The organism is Ruegeria sp. CK3 (genome assembly GCF_056536565.1).
Genome location: NZ_JBQFPV010000002.1, coordinates 265,739 through 284,724 on the forward strand (window position 1 = coordinate 265,739; position 18,986 = coordinate 284,724).

At 58.6% G+C, this 18,986-nt stretch carries 20 protein-coding genes; 16 read left to right on the forward strand and 4 right to left on the reverse strand.

All coding sequences use genetic code 11. The features are described from left to right. Positions 1-25 precede the first annotated feature (25 nt). On the forward strand, positions 26-721 hold the full coding sequence (locus tag ACR0C3_RS03615) for an SIMPL domain-containing protein (protein WP_480757189.1): 696 nt from the start codon (positions 26-28) through the stop codon (positions 719-721). Between the two features lie 2 nt (positions 722-723). Here the strand turns inward: ACR0C3_RS03615 and ACR0C3_RS03620 are convergent, their stop codons facing one another. The 3 genes from ACR0C3_RS03620 to ACR0C3_RS03630 form a co-directional block, all read right to left on the reverse strand. Then, positions 724-1,434: a GNAT family N-acetyltransferase gene (locus ACR0C3_RS03620; protein WP_480757190.1), complete on the reverse strand. Its 711-nt coding sequence runs from the start codon at positions 1,432-1,434 to the stop codon at positions 724-726. Positions 1,435-1,438: 4 nt separating this feature from the next. After that, positions 1,439-2,731, reverse strand: a complete 1,293-nt coding sequence (locus ACR0C3_RS03625; RefSeq protein WP_170551394.1) for an O-acetylhomoserine aminocarboxypropyltransferase/cysteine synthase family protein — start codon at positions 2,729-2,731, stop codon at positions 1,439-1,441. A gap of 96 nt (positions 2,732-2,827) precedes the next feature. Continuing rightward, the gene (locus tag ACR0C3_RS03630) at positions 2,828-3,817 is read right to left on the reverse strand and encodes a hypothetical protein (protein WP_480757191.1); all 990 of its coding nucleotides are present in this window, start codon (positions 3,815-3,817) and stop codon (positions 2,828-2,830) included. 127 nt (positions 3,818-3,944) lie between these two features. On the opposite strand from ACR0C3_RS03630, the gene ACR0C3_RS03635 reads away from it, so the two are divergent. From ACR0C3_RS03635 to ACR0C3_RS03655, 5 genes are all read left to right on the forward strand, one after another. Continuing rightward, positions 3,945-4,577, forward strand: coding sequence for a cupin domain-containing protein (locus tag ACR0C3_RS03635; RefSeq protein ID WP_480757193.1), 633 nt, complete (start codon positions 3,945-3,947; stop codon positions 4,575-4,577). 157 nt (positions 4,578-4,734) lie between these two features. Then, positions 4,735-6,069: an NAD(P)-dependent oxidoreductase gene (locus ACR0C3_RS03640; RefSeq protein ID WP_170677670.1), complete on the forward strand. Its 1,335-nt coding sequence runs from the start codon at positions 4,735-4,737 to the stop codon at positions 6,067-6,069. A gap of 46 nt (positions 6,070-6,115) precedes the next feature. Beyond that, complete coding sequence (locus tag ACR0C3_RS03645; RefSeq protein WP_480757194.1) at positions 6,116-6,982, forward strand: class I SAM-dependent methyltransferase; 867 nt, start codon at positions 6,116-6,118, stop codon at positions 6,980-6,982. Next, positions 6,970-8,274, forward strand: coding sequence for an NAD-dependent dihydropyrimidine dehydrogenase subunit PreA (gene preA / locus ACR0C3_RS03650; protein ID WP_480757196.1), 1,305 nt, complete (start codon positions 6,970-6,972; stop codon positions 8,272-8,274). The genes ACR0C3_RS03645 and preA overlap by 13 nt, the downstream gene beginning before the upstream one ends. A gap of 73 nt (positions 8,275-8,347) precedes the next feature. Further along, a complete protein-coding gene (locus ACR0C3_RS03655; protein WP_480757197.1) occupies positions 8,348-8,827 on the forward strand; it encodes a hypothetical protein in 480 nt (159 codons plus the stop codon). Between the two features lie 3 nt (positions 8,828-8,830). Here ACR0C3_RS03655 and ACR0C3_RS03660 read toward each other — a convergent pair whose 3' ends face one another. Continuing rightward, a complete protein-coding gene (locus ACR0C3_RS03660) occupies positions 8,831-9,445 on the reverse strand; it encodes a TetR family transcriptional regulator C-terminal domain-containing protein (RefSeq protein ID WP_170689966.1) in 615 nt (204 codons plus the stop codon). A gap of 171 nt (positions 9,446-9,616) precedes the next feature. Between ACR0C3_RS03660 and ACR0C3_RS03665 the strand changes: the two genes are divergently transcribed. The 10 genes from ACR0C3_RS03665 (at position 9,617) to ACR0C3_RS03710 (ending at position 18,953) form a co-directional block, all read left to right on the forward strand. Further along, positions 9,617-10,867: a Zn-dependent hydrolase gene (locus ACR0C3_RS03665; RefSeq protein WP_480757199.1), complete on the forward strand. Its 1,251-nt coding sequence runs from the start codon at positions 9,617-9,619 to the stop codon at positions 10,865-10,867. Between the two features lie 93 nt (positions 10,868-10,960). Beyond that, positions 10,961-12,415: a dihydropyrimidinase gene (gene hydA / locus ACR0C3_RS03670; RefSeq protein WP_480757201.1), complete on the forward strand. Its 1,455-nt coding sequence runs from the start codon at positions 10,961-10,963 to the stop codon at positions 12,413-12,415. A gap of 54 nt (positions 12,416-12,469) precedes the next feature. Further along, entirely contained in the window at positions 12,470-13,267 is a 798-nt protein-coding gene (locus ACR0C3_RS03675; protein ID WP_170376555.1) for an ABC transporter ATP-binding protein, read from the forward strand. Further along, positions 13,260-13,700, forward strand: a complete 441-nt coding sequence (locus tag ACR0C3_RS03680) for a GNAT family N-acetyltransferase (protein ID WP_480757203.1) — start codon at positions 13,260-13,262, stop codon at positions 13,698-13,700. Before ACR0C3_RS03675 ends, ACR0C3_RS03680 begins: the two co-directional genes overlap by 8 nt. Beyond that, on the forward strand, positions 13,697-14,629 hold the full coding sequence (locus ACR0C3_RS03685; protein WP_170526477.1) for an ABC transporter permease subunit: 933 nt from the start codon (positions 13,697-13,699) through the stop codon (positions 14,627-14,629). The genes ACR0C3_RS03680 and ACR0C3_RS03685 overlap by 4 nt, the downstream gene beginning before the upstream one ends. Further along, entirely contained in the window at positions 14,626-15,471 is an 846-nt protein-coding gene (locus ACR0C3_RS03690; protein WP_480757205.1) for an ABC transporter permease, read from the forward strand. Before ACR0C3_RS03685 ends, ACR0C3_RS03690 begins: the two co-directional genes overlap by 4 nt. A gap of 56 nt (positions 15,472-15,527) precedes the next feature. Further along, positions 15,528-16,517, forward strand: coding sequence for an ABC transporter substrate-binding protein (locus ACR0C3_RS03695; protein WP_170376562.1), 990 nt, complete (start codon positions 15,528-15,530; stop codon positions 16,515-16,517). 159 nt (positions 16,518-16,676) lie between these two features. After that, on the forward strand, positions 16,677-17,390 hold the full coding sequence (locus ACR0C3_RS03700; RefSeq protein ID WP_170689975.1) for an ABC transporter permease: 714 nt from the start codon (positions 16,677-16,679) through the stop codon (positions 17,388-17,390). After that, positions 17,383-18,117: an ATP-binding cassette domain-containing protein gene (locus tag ACR0C3_RS03705; RefSeq protein ID WP_480757206.1), complete on the forward strand. Its 735-nt coding sequence runs from the start codon at positions 17,383-17,385 to the stop codon at positions 18,115-18,117. The genes ACR0C3_RS03700 and ACR0C3_RS03705 overlap by 8 nt, the downstream gene beginning before the upstream one ends. Positions 18,118-18,137: 20 nt before the next feature. After that, on the forward strand, positions 18,138-18,953 hold the full coding sequence (locus tag ACR0C3_RS03710; protein WP_480757208.1) for an ABC transporter substrate-binding protein: 816 nt from the start codon (positions 18,138-18,140) through the stop codon (positions 18,951-18,953). The last annotated feature ends 33 nt before the right edge of the window (positions 18,954-18,986 follow it).

The following is an 18,986-nucleotide window of genomic DNA, read 5'->3' on the forward strand; positions in this document are numbered from 1 at the left end:
GACAGAGTAAGTTGGAGGGATCACCTTGAAGACATTCGCTTTTCTGGCCGCGATGATGGCCGCAACCACCGCCGGGCTGGCACATGCGGAAGAACGTCGCATCAACGTGGATGCCACCGGAACCGTTCAGGTTGCCCCCGATATGGCGACGATCACCCTAGGTGTGACACATCAAAACCCCGAGGCCTCAGTGGCCATGAAAGCTACCTCGGACGCTGTGGCGCAGGTGCTTGCGCGGTTGGGTGACATGGGCATCGACGAGCGGGACTTGCAAACCCGTGACCTGTCTTTGTCGCCCATCTGGTCGAATCGGAATCAGCAAAACGGGGAACCACCTGAGATCACCGGATTTGTCGCCTCGAACCGGGTGTTCGTGCGGGTACGCGATCTGACCCAACTGGGTGAGGTCATGGATGCGGTCATTCAGGACGGGGCCAATGATTTCAGCGGGTTGAGCTTTGGTCTGCAAGACCCTGAACCGATTGAGGTTCAAGCCCGTGCAAAAGCCGTAAGCGAAGCAACCGCAAAGGCCGAGCAACTTGCCCAAGCTGCCAATATCACGCTGGGGCCGGTTCAGACGATCTCGGAACGTGGGGGCGGTGTGCGCCCGATGGCAGAGATGCGGAACATGGCCATGGCCGACACGGGCGGAGTGCCTGTGGCTGGCGGAGAGATCTCGGTTTCTGTCAGTGTCTCGATGGAGTTCGAGATTTCAGAATAGGCTCACGCACTTGCGCGGGCCATCAGCGGTTTTCGTTGCTGGCCCGTTTGGTCAAAATTATCCTTGGACAACCAGTCCTCAAACGCATCTCGAATACGCGGCCATTCGCTGTCGAGGATCGAATACCAGGCTGTGTCGCGATTGCGCCCCTTGTAATGTGTCGCTTGGCGGAATGTCCCCTCATAGGTGAAGCCCAACCTCTGGGCTGCACTGCAAGATGGCGCATTCAACGCGTCACATTTCCATTCATAACGGCGATAGCCCAGCTCATCGAACACACGGCGCATCATCAGATACATGACCTCGGTCGATTGCGGCTTGCGCTGCAGTAGGGGCGAGAAGTGGATATGCCCGACCTCGATCACACCTGCGGCCGGTTCGATCCTAAGGTATGATGCCATGCCAACGGGTATATCGTTGGCATCCAGAACCGTGTGAAACATCGGGTCGGCGTCTATGCAATTCGCACGAGCCCAGGTTTCGAACTCCTGTTCAGATCCAAACGGCCCGTAGGGCAGGTAGGTCCAGTTCCGGTAATCGGCATCATTGGCAAACGCCCGGAACAATCCGGGCGCATGCCTGTTCACATCAAGCGGCACGACCGAGCAATACTGGCCCTCCATCGGGGTATAGGGCGGCGTGGGGCGCGGGAACTCGCCCGTGACCGGTCGTCCGATGGGTTGACCAAGTGCGTTGGTGTCGTGGCCGCTCATGGCTTTATGCGCTGGCTTTGGCCAAGGCCTGATCCAGATCGGCGATCAGGTCGTTGGCATCCTCGATACCGATCGACACACGCACAACGTTGGGACCTGCGCCTGCTGCCTCTTGCTGTTCGGGGGTCAACTGACGGTGCGTGGTCGAGGCTGAGTGGATGATCAGCGACCGCGCATCGCCGAGGTTGGCAACGTGGCTGAAGATCTCCAATGCGTTCACCAGTTTGATGCATGCGTCATAGCCACCCTTGACCGCAAAGGTGAACAGGGCACCGGCACCACGCGGATACTGCGCCTTGACCCGGTCGTGATAGGGCGACGAAGGCAGGCCCGCATAGGTCACGTAGTCGACCCGGTCATCCGCCTCGAGCCAGGCGGCGATCTTCTGGGCGTTTTCGACGTGGCGCTCCATCCGCAGCGACAGCGTCTCGATCCCCATCAGCGTATAATGTGCCGCTTGCGGGTTCATGGTCATGCCCAGATCGCGCAGGCCAATGGCGATGCCGTGGAAGGTGAAGGCCAGCGGGCCGAAGGTCTCATGGAATTTCAGCCCGTGATAGGCCTGCTCGGGCTGGCTGAGTGAGGGGAACTTGTCATTCGCCGACCAGTCGAACTTGCCCGAATCCACGATGCAGCCGCCGGTGACGGTGCCATTGCCGGTCAGGTACTTGGTGGTCGAATGCACGACCAGCGTCGCACCGTGTTCAATCGGGCGGCACAGGTAGGGCGTGGCCGAGGTGTTGTCGACGATCAACGGAATGCCTGCGCCGTCTGCGACATCAGCCAGAGATCGGATGTCGGTTACATAGCCGCCAGGGTTGGCGATGGATTCGCAGAATACCGCGCGGGTGTTTTCGTCTATGGCGGCTTTCACGGCCTCCAGGTCATCAGTGTCGACAAATTTGGCCGACCAGCCGAAGCGTTTGATCGTCTGGCTGAACTGCGTGACAGTGCCGCCATACAGGCGGGTCGAGGCCACCACGTTGCAGCCCGGTCCCATCAGCGGGAACAGCGCCATGATCTGCGCCGCGTGCCCCGAGGAACAGCACACCGCGCCAACGCCACCTTCCAGCGTCGCGACACGTTCCTGCAAAACGGCGACGGTCGGGTTGGTCAGGCGCGAATAGATAAAGCCCACTTCCTGCAGGTTAAACAAAGCTGCCGCGTGGTCCGCATCGCGAAAAACATAGGCCGTCGTTTGATAGATGGGAGTCTGGCGCGCGCCGGTTGCGGGATCGGGGCGTGCGCCCGCGTGTATCTGCAGAGTGTCGAAACCGTAGGTGGGGCCGTCAGACATCGTGAAAATCTCCTGTTGGAATGTGCGTTGGCGAATCTGTAGGCTATTGCAGGCCCTTGCACAACGATCCTCTGGGTGATCTTGTGGGCGATCCTGTCAGCGCAGCCAGAGACCTTTGGCCTTGATCGCCTTTCGGATGGCCTGCTCGCGCCCGGGCAGGGCGTTCTGGTCAAACATCTCGCGGATTTTCTGGCCTTTTCCTTGGAAAATCAGCCTCTTCATCGGGTCATAGGCCTTGAGGACTTTCTTGACTTTGTTGGGGGCTGAGACGGTCTCGAGCACTTCAATCACGCGGTCACTCTCACGGGCGTAGAGCAGTGGAAACAATCGGTAGTGACAACTGATCGACCCATCTAGCAATCCTTCCGGCAAAGCATCGCGCCCGCCACCGAAGGAGTGGATCACCAACGGCAAAGCGGCCTGATCAAGCCAGGGATCAAGGTTCTGCCCGGTGAGTTCGGGTATCTCTTCGTCGCGTATGGTCTTGGCGTAGTCCAGAAACCGCTCGCCGAACTGACGAGGGCATTTGTAGAAGAAATACCCCGCGTTGAAATACAGAAACCGCTTCCAGTGTTCCTTGGGCTGGCTTTCATCAATCGAGCTGTCGAAATCCAACCCGAAGCGGTGATAGAGCGCGCTCCATATTCCCTCGAACCCGGGCCCATAGAGGGTGGGTTTCGGCCAAGTCCCGTCGACCTTAAGCGAGGCGCCCGGACGGTCGAAATCAAACGGGACCGAGGTCAGGTCGCCGGTGATCAGCGTATCGCTGTCGAAGAAGACAAAGGGTTCCCCCTCGGGCAGGGCCAGCAGGGCCTCGATCTTGTTGCCATGCGGATAGCTCTCTCCGAAGACATGGTTGTCGAAGGGCAGGATCTCGGCGTCCAGCTGAGACAGCGCCTTGCGCACATCTTCGTTATGTATGCTGGGGTTCTGGCTCCAACGGGGGCCGGGGTTTGGGGTGGCGACATACAGCTTGCCGTCAAAACCGGGGGAACAGTTGCGCAGCGAGGCGGCGAACAGAAGGGCCTCATATTGCAGGCGGTTGTTTTGTCCGATGACGACAATGTTGAATTTCTGCGAAGCCATTCGTGCCTGTTCCCGTCGCCCGTTTTCCTTGGGACTATAGCAAGCCGCATGGGGCGTCAAAACTGTTGGATTGATTTTCGCGTTCTCCATCCCATCTCAAGCAGGAGATTCAAAGCAGGAGGCCGCCATGAGGATCAACGCGGATTTCACCAAACGCGCTGCGGTGCATTTTGATCAGACCGAGTGGGTGCAATCGCCAGCGGCAGGGGTCGAGCGCAAGATGCTGGACCGGATCGGTGAGGAAGTCGCCCGCGCCACTACGATCGTGCGTTTCGCCCCCGGCAGTGCCTTCGCGGCCCATACCCACGATGGCGGTGAGGAGTATCTGGTTCTGGATGGCGTCTTTCAGGACGAAACCGGAGATTTTCCGGTGGGCAGCTATGTTCGCAACCCTCCGACCTCGTCCCATACCCCTTCGGCGGCGGATGGGGCGACCATTCTGGTCAAGCTGCATCAATTCGATCCGTCTGACCGGACCGAGGTTAAACGCTCGATCAACGGGCAGGGCGATCTGCGCTTGTTCAAGGATGAGCATGAGGATGTGCGCATCGCGCAATGGGCCGCGAGTGAGACCATTGATCTGAGCGCTGAAGGTGGGCTTGAGGTGTTTGTCATCACCGGCAGCTTTGATGAAGGCGGTGAATCATTCGCCGCGTGGGACTGGCTACGCCTGCCGCCCGGATCGCAGTCAAAGGCCGTTGCGGGGCCGGATGGCGCGCGGGTTTGGATGAAATCCGGGCATTTGACGGGCATGATCTGACCCGATCCCGCATCAATTTTGAGCAAAATCACGGAAATCCGGGTCAAAAGCCCGGATTTTTCATTTTTTGACCGAATGATAAAATTTACCAATTGATAAAAAATCAGATTGTGGCAAGCTGAGCCTCACAACAAACATATCTACAGGGAGTAGAGTGATGGCACAGGGCCAGATGGCACCCGGGATTGTCCCAGGGCGGCTTTCCAGCGATGAGCTGACCTCGAATTTCACCGATCTGCATCCGCCTTTGGCCCCGCATGAGGCCGCCGTAGCGGCAGATCGCTGTTATTTCTGCTATGACGCGCCGTGTGTGACGGCCTGTCCGACGGATATCGATATTCCGTTGTTCATTCGCCAGATCCAGGCTGGTCAGCCGCAAGCAGCGGGTCGCACGATTCTCGAGCAAAACATTCTAGGTGGCATGTGTGCCCGCGTTTGTCCGACCGAGACTTTGTGCGAGGAAGCTTGCGTTCGCGAAGCCGCCGAAGGCAAACCGGTCGAGATCGGTCGCTTGCAGCGTTACTCGACTGATACCGTTATGGAAGCGGGCGATCACCCCTTCGAACGCGCCGCGCCTACCGGCAAAACGGTTGCCGTGATTGGGGCAGGGCCTGCTGGTCTTGCCTGTGCGCACCGGCTGGCGATGCTGGGGCATGACGTGGTGATTCACGAGTCCAAGCCGAAACCCGGCGGTCTGAACGAATACGGGATTGCAGCCTACAAATCGACCAATGACTTCGCTCAGGCCGAAGTGGATTGGCTTTTGAAAATCGGTGGCATTGCAATCGAGACGGGCTCGGTTCTGGGAGATACGATTTCGCTGGACGGATTGGTCGAGAACTATGATGCCGTTTTCCTGTCGATCGGTCTGGCGGGTGTGAACGCGTTGCGTGCGCAAGGCACCGAAAAGGACGGTGTGCGGGCTGCTGTGGATTTCATTTCGGATGTGCGTCAGGCCGAAGATCTGGCCCACTTGCCGGTCGGGCGGAATGTGGTCGTGATCGGCGGCGGCATGACTGCGGTGGACGCTGCCGTGAAGTCAAAACTGCTGGGCGCTGAGCATGTCACGATTGCCTATCGCCGAGGGCGCGATGCGATGGGTGCCAGCCGGTACGAACAGGACCTCGCAGCCTCGCATGGGGTGCGGATCCTGACGAATGTGCAGCCGGTCGCCGTTTACGGCAATGGATCTGCGGTCGATATCGAGCTGGAATACACGACCACTCGGAACGGCAGGCTAGAAGGGACGGGTGAGATGATCCGGCTTCCGGCTGATCAGGTCCTCAAGGCCATCGGTCAGACGCTTGAAGGCGCGCCCGAAGGTCTGGCGCTGGACGGCAACAAGATCGCTGTCACCGGGGCAGGGCGAACCTCTCTGGACGGTGTTTGGGCGGGTGGTGACTGCGCCGCGGGCGGCGAGGATCTGACCGTGACAGCCGTGGCCGAGGGACGGGACGCGGCGATGGACATCCACGCAACGCTCGTTTCGTGATAAGATGGGGTATTCACCCCATTTTTATTGATGCTGAGGTATCGTCATGTCCCAGATCGAACAAGCTGTTGCCCAACACTACACAACCGGTGCCCTGACCGAACGCGTCCGCGCGGCGCTTGAGGCCAGCGGTATTGACCCGGATGCAGCCACCGTCGCCGACCTCAAGGCCGGAGACGAGTTTCATACAGGTGGTGTGAAGGCGACCGATAACTTGTTCGCTCAGCTCTCCCCCACCCATGCAACGCGTGTGCTCGACGTTGGCTGCGGTATCGGCGGGACATCGCGCTACATTGTGGATCGGTATGACTCGACGGTCACAGGCGTCGACCTGACGCCTGAGTTTGTCGAAACGGCCAAGACGCTCAGCGATCTTGTCGGACATTCCGACAAGTCGGAGTTTCTGGTCGGCAGCGCCCTCGATATGCCCGTTCCCGATTCTGGGTTCGATTTGGCCGTGATGTTCCATGTTGGCATGAACATCGAAGACAAGGCGGGATTGTTCGCCGAAGTCTCTCGGGCCTTAGCGACGGATGGTACTTTTGCCTTGTTCGACGTGATGGGCGGTGAGGCGGCTGAGCCGCTTGCGTTTCCTCTGCCATGGTCCACCGTGGCCGAGACGTCCTTCGTCCACGCACCCGATGTCTACCGCGATGCCGCAAGCGCTGCGGGCCTGGAACTGGTGACTGAGACGGATCGTACCGAGTTCGCTCTAGCGTTCTTCGAGGAAGCCTTTGCGCGCATGGCCGAAAGTGGCCCGCCCGCGTTAGGCATCCACCTGATGATGGGCGAGACGGCACCGGAGAAGTTCCAAAACTACGTAAAAAACCTAAAGGCCGGGCGCATTCGCCCGACCGAAATGATATTCAAAAAACCGGCTGAGCCGGGAAGGGAGAAGCCATGGCCGATCTGACGACAAACTTTCTGGGCATTTCCAGCCCCAACCCCTATTGGCTGGCCTCTGCGCCGCCGACGGACAAGGAATACAACGTCCGCCGCGCGTTCGAGGCCGGATGGGGTGGTGTTGTGTGGAAAACGTTGGGGGCCGAGGGCCCTCCGGTCGTGAATGTGAACGGGCCGCGCTATGGCGCGATCTATGGTGCTGATCGGCGGCTGCTGGGTCTGAACAACATCGAGTTGATCACCGACCGCCCGCTAGAGGTGAACCTTGAGGAAATGGCGCGGGTCAAGGCGGACTATCCGGATCGCGCGCTGATCGCCTCGATCATGGTGCCCTGCGAGGAGGAGGCGTGGAAAGCCATCCTGCCGCGCGTCGCCGAGACAGGCGCCGATGGGATCGAACTGAACTTCGGCTGCCCGCATGGCATGAGCGAGCGAGGCATGGGGTCTGCCGTGGGGCAGGTGCCGGAATACATCGAAATGGTGACCCGTTGGTGCAAGAAATACTATGACCGCCCGGTCATCGTGAAGCTGACGCCGAACATCACCGACATCCGCAAACCTGCGGCAGCAGCACGGAATGGTGGCGCGGATGCGGTGTCGCTGATCAACACGATCAACTCGATCACCAGCGTCAATCTGGACACGTTCAGCCCCGAGCCTTCGATCGATGGCAAAGGCAGCCATGGCGGCTATTGCGGCCCGGCGGTCAAACCGATTGCTCTGTCGATGGTGTCCGAAATCGCGCGGGCCGAGGCCACGCATGGTATGCCCATCTCCGGCATTGGGGGCGTGACCACTTGGCGTGACGCGGCCGAGTTTATCTCGCTGGGTTGTGGCAATGTACAGGTGTGTACCGCTGCGATGACCTACGGGTTCAAGATCATTGATGAGCTGACGGCGGGACTGTCCGAATGGATGGATGAGAAAAGCTATACCAGCATCGATCAGGTCATCGGTCGTGCGGTGCCCAATGTCACCGACTGGCAGTATCTGAACCTGAACTATGTTGCCAAGGCCAAGATTGATCAGGACCAGTGTATCAAATGCGGCCGGTGCTATGCGGCTTGTGAGGATACCAGCCATCAGGCGATCTCAATGTCTGATGACCGTGTATTCGAGGTGATGGATGATGAATGTGTTGCCTGCAACCTCTGCGTCGATGTCTGCCCGATCGAAGGTTGCATCACGATGGAGCCGATGGTAGCTGGTGAGGTCGATCCGCGCACCGGGAAGACCGTGCAGCCGGACTATGCCAACTGGACCTCGCATCCGAACAATCCGATGGCGAAAGCGGCGGAGTAAGGGAAACCTTCATCCCTAAAACACCGGTTCGGTGCTACACTGCCGCGGACAGACAGGATCAAAGGAGAATGTCATGCCAGCGGCACCACCGGGCCGGAGCAAGGGCGGCAACAAGGTCACCAAGCTTGACCGTGACACGTCCAAAAAGAACGTTGCCCTCTCCAAGGCCAAGCAACGTGATGCGATGGCCGCCAAGAATTTTCTTCAGCATCAGAAGCAGATCAAACGTGACGTGGACAGTCTTGAGAAGCTGAAACGCTCTCTCGAAGAGATGATGGCGAAGTTGAAGGAAGAGCGTCAGCTGGACCAACGGTTCCTTGGGCAGGTGGTCAAAAAGGTCAAGGCGCTGCAGAATTTTGACGCCTTCGTGAAGGCCTCGGCCAAGGATCACATGGCTGGGGTGCAGCAGCCGAAAATGTACACCGCGATCGTCAAGGATGCCGGAAAGGTGCCCAAGATCAACACCGTCAAAACCATGGGCGACCTGACCATCCTGATCGCCATGGTGATCGTGCTTTTGCGTCGAATTCTGGCGTTAAAGCCCGCGAAATAACGGTTACAGCGTCAGAAGGCGCGTGAACACCTGATCAAGGTAGATTTTCGCGTCGGGGTAAGGATCGGCTTCATCCGAGCCAAGAACGGCGCGGATCTGGACGTCGAAATCTGCGTAATGCTGGGTCAAAGACCAGATCGAGAAGATCAGGTGATAGGGGTTCACTTCGGCGATATGCCCCTCGGCCATCCAGCGGCGGATCAGGGTCGAGGTTTCATCGACCAGCGCTTTCAGATCTGTGGACAGCACGTCATAGATATGTGGAGCGCCGCGAATGATCTCATTGGCAAACAGGCGGCTTTCGCGAGGGTAGTCGCGACTCATTTCCAGCTTGCGGTGGATGTATCCTAACAGCTCGGTCAGAGGGTCGCCATCGGGATCAATGGCGCGCATCGGGTCTAGCCAAGTGTCCAGAAGACGCTCGAGCAGGGCCGCATAAATCGCGTCTTTGCTGCGGTAGTAATAGAGCAGGTTTGGTTTGCTCAGCCCGGCAGCGGACGCGATCTGATCCACGGTGGCCCCGCGAAACCCGTGGGTCGAAAAGACTTCGAGCGCGGCTTCCAGAATCGCAGCGCGATTTTTCTTTTGTATTCTGGTGGGTGCGCGGTCTTTCGGCATGTGTCCAACGTGTCTGTTTTTGCGCCATTTCATAGGGGATTTTGCTGAAAACTCCAGCGATGGCGCGCAATTTCTTGACTGATGTCGAACCCGTGATAGCGTGAGTTTGACCAGTTGGTCAAATCAAGACACCAAAAGCGAGCAAACTCGCAAGCAACAGGGAAGAAGACTATGGCAGCTCCGGCGCAGAATCTCAGGATCAATGGCGATAGGTTGTGGGATAGCCTGATGGAGATGGCCAAGATCGGCCCTGGCGTTGCGGGCGGCAACAACCGCCAGACGCTGACCGATGATGACGCCGAAGGGCGCGCGCTGTTCCAAAGCTGGTGTGAGGGTGCGGGCTGTTCCATGGGCTTGGATCAGATGGGCAACATGTTCGCGCGGCGAGAGGGCACGGACCAGGAGGCGCTGCCGGTCTATGTTGGCTCGCATCTGGATACACAGCCAACCGGTGGGAAATATGACGGGGTTCTGGGCGTTCTGGGCGGGTTGGAGATCATCCGCACGCTGAACGACCTGGGAATCAAAACCAAACATCCGATCGTGGCGACCAATTGGACGAATGAAGAGGGTACACGCTACGCCCCCGCGATGCTGTCTTCGGGCGTTTTTGCCGGAATGCACACGCAGGATTGGGCCTATGACCGCGAGGATGCCGAGGGAAAAAAATTCGGCGATGAATTGCAACGTATCGGCTGGCGCGGCGAGGAAGAGGTCGGCGCACGCAAGATGCATGCCTTCTTTGAATTGCATATCGAACAAGGGCCGATTCTGGAGGCCGAGGACAAGGATATCGGCGTCGTCACCCACGGTCAGGGGCTAAGTTGGACCCAGATCACAGTGACCGGCAAGGATGCCCATACCGGCTCGACCCCGATGCCGATGCGCAAGAATGCGGGCCTCGCGATGGCACGTATTCTTGAAAAAGTGGATGAGATTGCGTGGTCACATGCGCCGCATGCGGTTGGGGCAGCGGGGCATATTGATGTGTATCCGAACTCACGCAATGTGATTCCGGGCAAGGTGGTGTTCACGGTCGATTTCCGCTCGCCCGAATTGGATGTGATCACTGATATGGAAAATCGCCTTCGTGTGGCGGCTGAGGATATCGTGAACGAAATGGGCCTGCAGATTGAATTCGAAAAGGTCGGCGGTTTCGATCCAGTCAAATTCGATGAGGGATGTGTGGCCGCCGTGCGCGACGCGGCAGAGCGGCTGGGGTATTCCCATACGGATATCATTTCGGGTGCCGGTCACGATGCCTGCTGGATTAATCGGGTCGCGCCGACCGCGATGGTGATGTGCCCCTGCGTAGATGGCCTGAGCCACAACGAGGCTGAAGAGATCAGCAAGGATTGGGCGGCTGCCGGGGCGGATGTTTTGCTGCATGCGGTCGTTGAGACGGCGGAGATCGTGGAATAGGGGGCGCTGCCCCCGTCGCGGCAAGCCGCGACTCCCCCGGGATATTTTTAGCCAGATGAAGCAAGCGGCGCAGACCGCAACAGGGAGTTTGAAATGAGTACTGTCATCAAGAACGGGACCATCGTAACCGCTGATCTGACCTATAAGGCGGATGTGAAAGTTGAGGGCGGCGTGATCACCGAGATTGGGCCGGACTTGCGCGGCGACAAGGAGCTGGACGCCTCGGGGTGCTACGTGATGCCCGGTGGGATCGACCCGCACACGCATCTTGAGATGCCTTTTATGGGGACCTATTCCAGCGACGATTTCGAAAGTGGAACGCGCGCGGCCTTGGCAGGTGGCACCACGATGGTGGTGGATTTCGCGCTGCCCAATCCGGGCGAAAGCTTGCTAGATGCGCTCAAGCGTTGGGACAACAAATCGACGCGGGCGAATTGTGACTACTCGTTCCACATGGCGGTGACCTGGTGGGGTGAGCAGGTGTTTGATGACATCAAGACTGTCATCGAGACGCGTGGCATCAACACGTTCAAGCACTTCATGGCCTATAAGGGCGCGTTGATGGTGAATGACGATGAGTTGTTTGCCTCGTTCAAACGTCTGGCCGAATTGGGTGGCACCGCGATGGTGCATGCCGAGAACGGTGACGTAGTGGCCGAGCTGAGCGCCAAGCTGCTGGCCGAGGGCAATACCGGCCCCGAGGCACACGCCTATTCCCGCCCGCCGCAGGTCGAAGGCGAAGCGACCAACCGCGCGATCATGATTGCCGATATGGCTGGTGTGCCTTTGTACGTGGTGCACACCTCCTGCGAAGAGGCACATGAGGCCATTCGGCGCGCAAAGATGCAGGGCAAGCGCGTTTGGGGAGAACCTCTGATCCAGCACCTGACCTTGGATGAGAGCGAGTATTTCCACCACGATTGGGAACATGCGGCGCGGCGGGTCATGAGCCCTCCGTTCCGGAACAAGCAGCATCAGGATAGCCTATGGAACGGTCTGCAATCGGGCACGTTGAGCGTGGTTGCTACGGACCATTGCGCCTTTACGACCGATCAGAAACGCTATGGCGTGGGAGATTTCACCAAGATCCCAAATGGGACCGGAGGGCTGGAGGATCGGATGCCGATGCTCTGGACCTATGGGGTGAATACCGGGCGTTTGACGCCGAATGAGTTCGTGGCAGTAACTTCAACAAACATCGCCAAGATATTGAATTGCTATCCGAAAAAGGGTGCCGTTCTGGTTGGTGCAGATGCTGATTTGGTGGTGTGGGATCCGGACAAGGCCAAGGTGATTTCAGCTGAGACGCAGCAATCTTCGATCGACTACAACGTGTTCGAGGGTAAAGAAGTGCGCGGGTTGCCGAGGTTCACGCTGACCCGTGGTGCGGTCGCTGTGCATGATGGCGAGATCCAGACACAGGAAGGGCACGGGAAGTTCGTGGCGCGTGAGGCCAACACCCATGTGAACAAAGCGCTGAGCACCTGGAAAGAACTAACCGCCCCGCGCCCGGTGGAGCGGACGGGTATTCCAGCGACAGGTGTCTGACGCATTCGGGCCGCTCTATGGGCGACCCGCAATCAAATTTTTCAAGGCTATGGAATGAACACTGACTCTACGACCCAGCCTGTGATCGAGGCAAGGCAGCTGGATCTCACCTTCCAGACGAATGATGGCCCGGTTCACGCGCTGAAAGATGTGAACCTGACGATCGACAAAGGCGACTTTGTCAGCTTTATCGGCCCTTCGGGCTGCGGCAAGACCACCTTTCTGCGCTGCATCGCGGCTTTGGAGACGCCAACCGGCGGCACTCTGACCGTCAACGGCATGACCCCGGATGAGGCGCGGCGCAAGCGTGCCTATGGATATGTGTTTCAGGCGGCGGGTCTGTATCCGTGGCGGACCATCTCCAAAAACATCAAGCTGCCGCTTGAGATCATGGGCTATTCCGCGTCAGAGCAGGAAGAGCGTGTGAATAAAGTTTTAGAACTTGTTGATCTTGCTGGGTTTGGTGGGAAGTTCCCTTGGCAGCTGTCGGGCGGTATGCAGCAGCGGGCCAGTATCGCGCGGGCGTTGGCTTTTGACGCGGATATCCTGCTGATGGATGAGCCGTTTGGTGCGTTGGACGAGATCGTGCGCGACCACCTTAACGAACAGCTTCTGGCGCTCTGGGCGCGTACGGAGAAGACGATTGGCTTTGTGACGCACTCGATCCCCGAGGCCGTGTATCTCAGTACCAAGATCGTGGTCATGAGCCCTCGGCCCGGGCGGATTACGGATGTGATCGACAGCCCTCTGCCCAAGGAGCGGCCCTTGGATATCCGCGATACGCCGGAGTTTATTGAGGTTGCACACCGGGTGCGGGACGGCCTGCGGGCGGGGCATTCCTATGATGACTGATAAGGCCTCGGATATGATCAGGCGCGCAACGTTGCAGGACGTGCCGGCCTGTGCCCAAGTGATCCATGATTGGGCTTGCCAGACGGATTGGATGCCGGAAGAGCTACCGGTTGAGCAGCTGACAGCCTTGATCGAAGAGGCGTTTGATCATCGTGAGATCTGGGTCACGGGCAACCCGGTCGATTGCTATATGTCCGTGGACCCGAAGGAGCAGAAGATCGGTGCGCTTTATTGCAGACGGACCGGTCAGGGCATCGGCAAGCGCTTTGTCGACAAGGCCAAAGAGGGCCGCGCGTTTCTTTGGCTGACGACACACACGCCGAACACGGCGGCGCAACGGTTCTATCAGCGCGAAGGGTTCGAGGTAACAAGCGAAGAGCCGCCCGTGCCCCCGGACACCGTGCCGGTCTACCGGATGGAGTGGCACGCATGAAGCAGGTCTTATCGGTTCTGACCGTGCTGCTGGCCATTGCGGTTCTTTGGTATCTGGCCGTCGCACCAATGAATGTTCGCGTCTCGCTCGATCAGGCGGAACGGGCAGGAGAAACCGTGACGCCCGAGGCGTCGAGGGATCGTCAGCAGGTCTCGGTTTGGGTTCTGATGGTGCAGAACCCGTCGCATATCGCAGGTGGTTATGAGCTGGACCGGCCGCGCCTGCCAACGCCCGTTCAAGTCGGGCAGGAGCTTTGGAAAACCACCGGCGAAATGGTGATGAGGGGCCGGGCGATGTCGAAGCGCTCGTTGATCTATCACGGGTGGATCACGTTGCAATCCACGCTCTGGGGATTTGTGCTGGGCACAGCGGTTGGCATCCTAGGGGCCGTGGCCATCGTCTATTCCCGTGTTGTGGATATGAGCCTGATGCCATGGGCCATCATCAGCCAAACGGTGCCGATTGTGGCACTGGCTCCGATGATCATCGTCCTGAGTTCTCAGTTGGGGATCGAAGGGCGTGGGGTGCCCAAGGCGATTATCTCGGCTTACCTATGCTATTTCCCTGTGCTGGTCGGGATGGTTAAAGGGCTGCGCTCGCCGGCCGTTTCGCAGCTGGATTTGCTTCAGACCTACAACGCGACCGGTTTGCAGGCGTTCCTGAAACTGCGCCTGCCATCTTCGGTGCCCTACCTGTTCACCTCGCTGAAGGTTGGAATCGCGGCGGCCTTGGTTGGGACAATTGTGGGCGAGCTGCCGACCGGAGCAATTTCGGGCCTCGGCGCGCGCATTTTGATCGGCGATCAATTCGGCACGCCTTTGGCCATTTGGGCGGCCTTGTTCGCGGCGGCCATTCTGGCGGGTATTCTGGTGACTTTGCTGGATATTCTGCAGCGAGTGACCCTGAAACGCATGGGGATGAGCGCATGAGCTGGTTGATCTTTTCCCTCATCTTCTGGGCTGGTGCCTGGTGGCTGAACGCGTGGCTGGCACGGTCGATCTACCGGGACTCCAAGGGCGTGCGCGTCTTTGTGCCCGTGCTCTTTGGTGTCACGCTGCTGATCCTGTGGGAGGGGCTGGTGCAAGGGCTGGGCGTCTCGCCTGTGATCCTGCCGCCGCCTTCGATGGTGACGCAGACCTTTGTTAACTCAACCGATATTCTGTGGCAGGACTTCAAACAGACCGTGTTCAAAGGGGCATTCACCGGGTTTGCAATCGGTGCCTCTGCTGCCTTTCTGACGGCCGTTCTGATCGACCGGTCAGTCTTTCTGACCCGAGGGTTGCTGCCCATCGGTAACTTTGTGGCCGCGCTGCCTATCGTTGGAATCGCGCCTATCCTGGTCAGCTGGTTCGGGTTCGACTGGCACTCCAAGGCGGCGGTGGTTGTGGTGATGGTGTTCTTCCCGATCCTTGTGAATACGGTGCAAGGCCTGCGTGAGGCGGATGCGATGCAACGTGACCTGATGCGGACCTATGCGGCCAGCTACACGCAAACGCTGATCAAGTTACGCCTGCCTGCGGCCATGCCGTTCATATTCAATGGCCTCAAAATTGCCACCACACTTGCGCTGATCGGGGCGATTGTCGCCGAATATTTCGGCTCCCCCACGCGCGGCATGGGCTTTAGAATCTCAACGGGGGTGGGCAGCCTGTCGATCGACCTCGTCTGGGCCGAAATCGCAGTGGCGGCAGTCGCCGGAACAGTGTTCTATGCTTTGGTGGCAGGGCTCGAAAAAATGGTAACCTTTTGGCACCCCTCACAACGCAGATAACAAGACCAACCAGACCCCGAAAACGGGGCACAATTCGTAACAAGGAGAAGATGAAGATGAAAAAGCTACTCAGCGGGGCGGTTGCCGCCTTTAGCCTGGCCGCCAGTGCATCACTGGCCGCCGATGAGGTAACGTTACAGCTCAAATGGGTCACGCAGGCGCAGTTTGCAGGCTACTACGTCGCGAAGGACAAGGGGTTCTACGAGGAAGAAGATCTGGACGTCACTATCCTGCCGGGCGGTCCCGATATCGCGCCCACTCAGGTGATCGCGGGTGGCGGTGCGGATGTGACCGTCGAATGGATGCCGGCCGCACTGGCCGCACGGGAAAAAGGCTTGCCGCTGGTCAATATCGCTCAGCCTTTCAAAAGCTCAGGCATGATGCTGACCTGCTGGAAGGATGCGGGGATTTCCTCGCCCGAAGATCTGAAGAACCGCACTCTCGGCGTTTGGTTCTTTGGAAACGAATTCCCGTTTATGAGCTGGATGAGCCAGCTGGGCATCGACACAGGCGGTAAGGCTGAAAACGGTGTAGAGGTGCTGAAGCAAGGCTTCAACGTGGATCCTCTGCTGCAGCGTCAGGCTGATTGCATCAGCACCATGACCTACAATGAATACTGGCAGGTCATTGATGCAGGCGTGAATCCGGATGAGCTGGTGACCTTCAAGTACGAAGATCAGGGCGTGGCAACGCTGGAAGATGGTCTTTACGTGCTGGAAGAGAACCTGAGCGACGAAGCCTTTGTTGAGAAAATGCAGCGCTTTGTGCGGGCCTCGATGAAAGGTTGGAAATATGCCGAAGAGAACCCGGATGAGGCCGCTCTGATCGTTCTCGACAATGACGCTACTGGTGCGCAGACCGAAGAGCATCAGAAACGCATGATGGGCGAGATTGCTAAACTGACCGCAGGATCGAACGGGGCGCTGGACCCGGCTGATTTTGAGCGTACGGTAAGTACACTGTTGGCAGGTGGATCCGATCCGGTCATCACCGCGAAGCCGGAAGGTGCATGGACACATCAGGTGACCGACGCAGCGCTGAACTAAACCAGTCAGGCATTTCTGACGCAAAGACGCGGTCCCAAAACGGGGCCGCGTTTTCTATTCTGACTGTCGGTTTCGTGTATGTACTTTTGGTGAATCTATAGTAGTATTTTCTTGTAAATTAACGCAAATCATCCATCTGGTCTCGCTTAAAAGGATAAAATGCAAGGATTTGCAGAGGAATTCAGTCACGCCCTCTCTCTCATCCTCAATGGAGATGCAGAGCTGTGGGCGATTGTCTTTCTGTCTCTGAAAGTATCCGTGTTCGCGGTGCTGATCTCGGCCCTGATCGGGATGCCCGTTGGTGCGGCGCTTGCCGTGGCGCGCTTTCCCGGTCGCCGCGCGTTGATCGTACTGATGAATGCTTTGATGGGCTTTCCACCGGTGGTGGTCGGCCTGTTGGTCTATCTTATGCTGTCCCGTTCGGGGCCTTTGGGGGTATTGGAGCTGCTCTATACGCCCACCGCCATGATCATCGCGCAGGTGGTTTTGGTCACGCCCATCATCGCCGCACTGACCCGGCAAGTAGTCGAGATGCTGGCCGAGGAGTATTCAGAACAACTCCGTTCACTTGGAGTGTCGCGTTTGGCCTCGGTTCCGGTGTTGTTGTGGGATGCGCGCTTGGCTTTGATCACCGCGCTTCTGGCCGGGTTCGGACGTGCCATTGCCGAAGTGGGCGCCGTGATCATCGTTGGCGGCAACATCAATCACGTCACGCGGGTGATGACGACGACAATCGCGCTCGAGACCTCGAAAGGCAATCTGGCTTTGGCGCTGGCGCTGGGGGCGATCCTGATCGGGATCGCGGTGGCTGTGAACGCCATGGTCAGTGCCGCCAGCCTCCGCGCCGAACAGGAGGGGTTGCGTCATGCGTGATCTGACCTTTGAGATGACGCGGTCCCTGCAGGTCCGTGATCTGGTCATCCGGCGCAATGGGCAGGCCTTGTTGGATGTGGCCGAGCTGACGCTGGACGGGCCGGGGCCAACACTGTTGCTGGGTCCAAACGGGGCGGGCAAAAGCCTGCTCTTGCGGTGTCTGCATGGGTTGATCTCACCAGATCAGGGACAGGTTGTGCAGGATGGTGCTCCGCTGAATGCCTCTCATACAGCGCGGCAAGCAATGGTGTTTCAACAGCCCGTTCTTCTGCGCCGATCAGTGTCTGCCAATCTGGATTTCGTGCTGAAACGGCAGGGGCTGGCGCGTCGCGCGCGCAAACTTCGGATCGCCGAGCTGTTGGCCGAAGGTGGCCTTGAGAGCAAAGCCCGCCAGCCAGCGCGGTCTTTGTCGGGCGGGGAGGCGCAACGGCTGGCGATCCTGCGGGCTTTGGCGATGACCCCTGAGACCCTTTTTCTGGACGAGCCGACCAGCGCGCTGGACCCAAGTGCTGTGCAGATGATTGAGCGCATGATCCTGCGGGCCTCGGCGCGTGGGGTAAGGATCGTCATGGTGACACATGACATCGGACAGGCGCGGCGGTTGGCTGCGGATATTGTCATGATGCAGGGCGGGCGTGTGGTGGAACACGGACCGGCCAAACAGGTTCTGGATGCCCCAGAAAGCGACGCATCACGTCGCTATCTCTCGGGCGCATTGGTTACTTAACAAAAACATTGGAGCATGTGATGAGACGGGCAATTTTGCGCGCAGCGGCGCTTGGGCTTGGGATTATGGCTGGCGTAGCCACAGCGGAAGAGCCGTTTATCGTGGTACAATCCACCACCTCGACCCAGAATTCGGGTTTGCTGGACTATCTGTTGCCGGGCTTTGAGGCGGAAAGTGGTATTGATGTCCGCGTCGTGGCCGTTGGCACCGGTCAGGCCATTCGCAATGCGGTGAATGGCGATGGGGATGTGCTGCTGGTCCACTCCAAGCCTGCAGAAGAGAAGTTCGTCGCAGATGGTTGGGGCGTTGAGCGTTTGGATCTGATGTATAATGACTTTGTTCTGGTCGGGCCAAAATCGGATCCGGCGGGCGTCAAAGGGGGGGCGGATATCCTCTCCGCTCTGACTGCGATCGAGGCGGTAGAGGCCGTATTCGCCTCGCGCGGGGATGACAGCGGAACGCATAAGGCCGAGATGGGCCATTGGGCGGATGCCGGTTTGGATCCGACCGAAGCGTCGGGTGAATGGTATCGCGAGACGGGATCTGGCATGGGGGCCACGCTGAACATTGCCAGCGGCATGGGGGCCTATACGCTGACCGACCGGGCGACCTGGCTTTCCTTTGGTAACAGAGGGGATCTTGAGATTTTGGTCGAGGGCGATCCGCGATTGTTCAACCAATATGGTGTGATCCTGGTGAATCCCGAGCGGCATCCGAAAACGCGTGCCAATGCCGGGCAGAGGTTCATTGATTGGCTGACGGGTCCGGACGGTCAGGCTGCGATTGCGGATTTCCGACTGGAAGGGCAGCAGGTGTTTTTTCCAAATGCGCAGTAAATTGGCCTGCGGCCAATGCCTTCAGCGAGAGTA

Bases quoted from the DNA above. Each gene is read 5' to 3' on its own strand.
- ACR0C3_RS03625 (WP_170551394.1), bottom strand. From the start codon at position 2,731: ATGTCTGACGGCCCCACCTACGGTTTCGACACTCTGCAGATACACGCG.
- preA (WP_480757196.1), top strand. From the start codon at position 6,970: ATGGCCGATCTGACGACAAACTTTCTGGGCATTTCCAGCCCCAACCCC.
- ACR0C3_RS03640 (WP_170677670.1), top strand. From the start codon at position 4,735: ATGGCACAGGGCCAGATGGCACCCGGGATTGTCCCAGGGCGGCTTTCC.
- ACR0C3_RS03655 (WP_480757197.1), top strand. From the start codon at position 8,348: ATGCCAGCGGCACCACCGGGCCGGAGCAAGGGCGGCAACAAGGTCACC.
- ACR0C3_RS03630 (WP_480757191.1), bottom strand. From the start codon at position 3,817: ATGGCTTCGCAGAAATTCAACATTGTCGTCATCGGACAAAACAACCGC.
- ACR0C3_RS03710 (WP_480757208.1), top strand. From the start codon at position 18,138: ATGAGACGGGCAATTTTGCGCGCAGCGGCGCTTGGGCTTGGGATTATG.
- ACR0C3_RS03660 (WP_170689966.1), bottom strand. From the start codon at position 9,445: ATGCCGAAAGACCGCGCACCCACCAGAATACAAAAGAAAAATCGCGCT.
- ACR0C3_RS03620 (WP_480757190.1), bottom strand. From the start codon at position 1,434: ATGAGCGGCCACGACACCAACGCACTTGGTCAACCCATCGGACGACCG.
- ACR0C3_RS03700 (WP_170689975.1), top strand. From the start codon at position 16,677: ATGCAAGGATTTGCAGAGGAATTCAGTCACGCCCTCTCTCTCATCCTC.
- ACR0C3_RS03635 (WP_480757193.1), top strand. From the start codon at position 3,945: ATGAGGATCAACGCGGATTTCACCAAACGCGCTGCGGTGCATTTTGAT.
- ACR0C3_RS03675 (WP_170376555.1), top strand. From the start codon at position 12,470: ATGAACACTGACTCTACGACCCAGCCTGTGATCGAGGCAAGGCAGCTG.
- ACR0C3_RS03665 (WP_480757199.1), top strand. From the start codon at position 9,617: ATGGCAGCTCCGGCGCAGAATCTCAGGATCAATGGCGATAGGTTGTGG.
- ACR0C3_RS03680 (WP_480757203.1), top strand. From the start codon at position 13,260: ATGACTGATAAGGCCTCGGATATGATCAGGCGCGCAACGTTGCAGGAC.
- ACR0C3_RS03705 (WP_480757206.1), top strand. From the start codon at position 17,383: ATGCGTGATCTGACCTTTGAGATGACGCGGTCCCTGCAGGTCCGTGAT.
- hydA (WP_480757201.1), top strand. From the start codon at position 10,961: ATGAGTACTGTCATCAAGAACGGGACCATCGTAACCGCTGATCTGACC.
- ACR0C3_RS03685 (WP_170526477.1), top strand. From the start codon at position 13,697: ATGAAGCAGGTCTTATCGGTTCTGACCGTGCTGCTGGCCATTGCGGTT.
- ACR0C3_RS03645 (WP_480757194.1), top strand. From the start codon at position 6,116: ATGTCCCAGATCGAACAAGCTGTTGCCCAACACTACACAACCGGTGCC.
- ACR0C3_RS03695 (WP_170376562.1), top strand. From the start codon at position 15,528: ATGAAAAAGCTACTCAGCGGGGCGGTTGCCGCCTTTAGCCTGGCCGCC.
- ACR0C3_RS03690 (WP_480757205.1), top strand. From the start codon at position 14,626: ATGAGCTGGTTGATCTTTTCCCTCATCTTCTGGGCTGGTGCCTGGTGG.